Raw genomic sequence first — 509 nt, 5'->3', positions numbered from 1 at the left:
ATCTATAACATGTACATTAGTTCCTTTGTAAGTAAAATCTGTTTCAGCAGCCTTAACTGAAATACCTCTTTGCTTTTCCATAGCTAGAGAATCTGTATGGGTTGTACCCTTATCTACGCTACCTAGAATCCTGCTAGAACCACTTTGGTAAAGTAGTTGCTCAGTTAAAGTTGTTTTACCAGCATCTACATGAGCTACTATTCCAATATTTCTAATATTATTTTTTATCGTCATATTCATATCTCCATTAGCAATTTTTTGTACTAAGCTTTCTCAAACAATAATAAGAAGTGAGCTAGTCTATTTTTAATTATATTCCATTATTTTTGTTGTGTCCATTATCATAAAACATGAAAATAGACGGTTATATTAATGTAAAATTTTTTAATGGCTTAATTTATTGCAACATTTATTGTATAATAGGATATAGAAGACTTATTAGGAGAGATGCAAATGAAGAAGATTGAATTATTAGCACCTGCTGGCAGTATGGAAAGTGTATATGCAGC

At 30.5% G+C, this 509-nt stretch carries 1 protein-coding gene; it reads right to left on the bottom strand.

All coding sequences use genetic code 11. The features are described from left to right. Positions 1 to 234, bottom strand: a 234-nt coding sequence (locus KPL50_RS26830) for a GTP-binding protein (RefSeq protein WP_253200837.1), incomplete at its 3' end; no start/stop codon positions are given. Positions 235 to 509 lie beyond the last annotated feature (275 nt).

The sequence above is a fragment of the Clostridium sp. CF012 genome (assembly GCF_018861755.1).
Taxonomy (GTDB): Bacteria; Bacillota; Clostridia; order Clostridiales; family Clostridiaceae; genus Clostridium_AD.
Note: the sequence above shows the minus strand (reverse complement) of the source record. Positions and strands in the feature narration are given on the sequence as shown.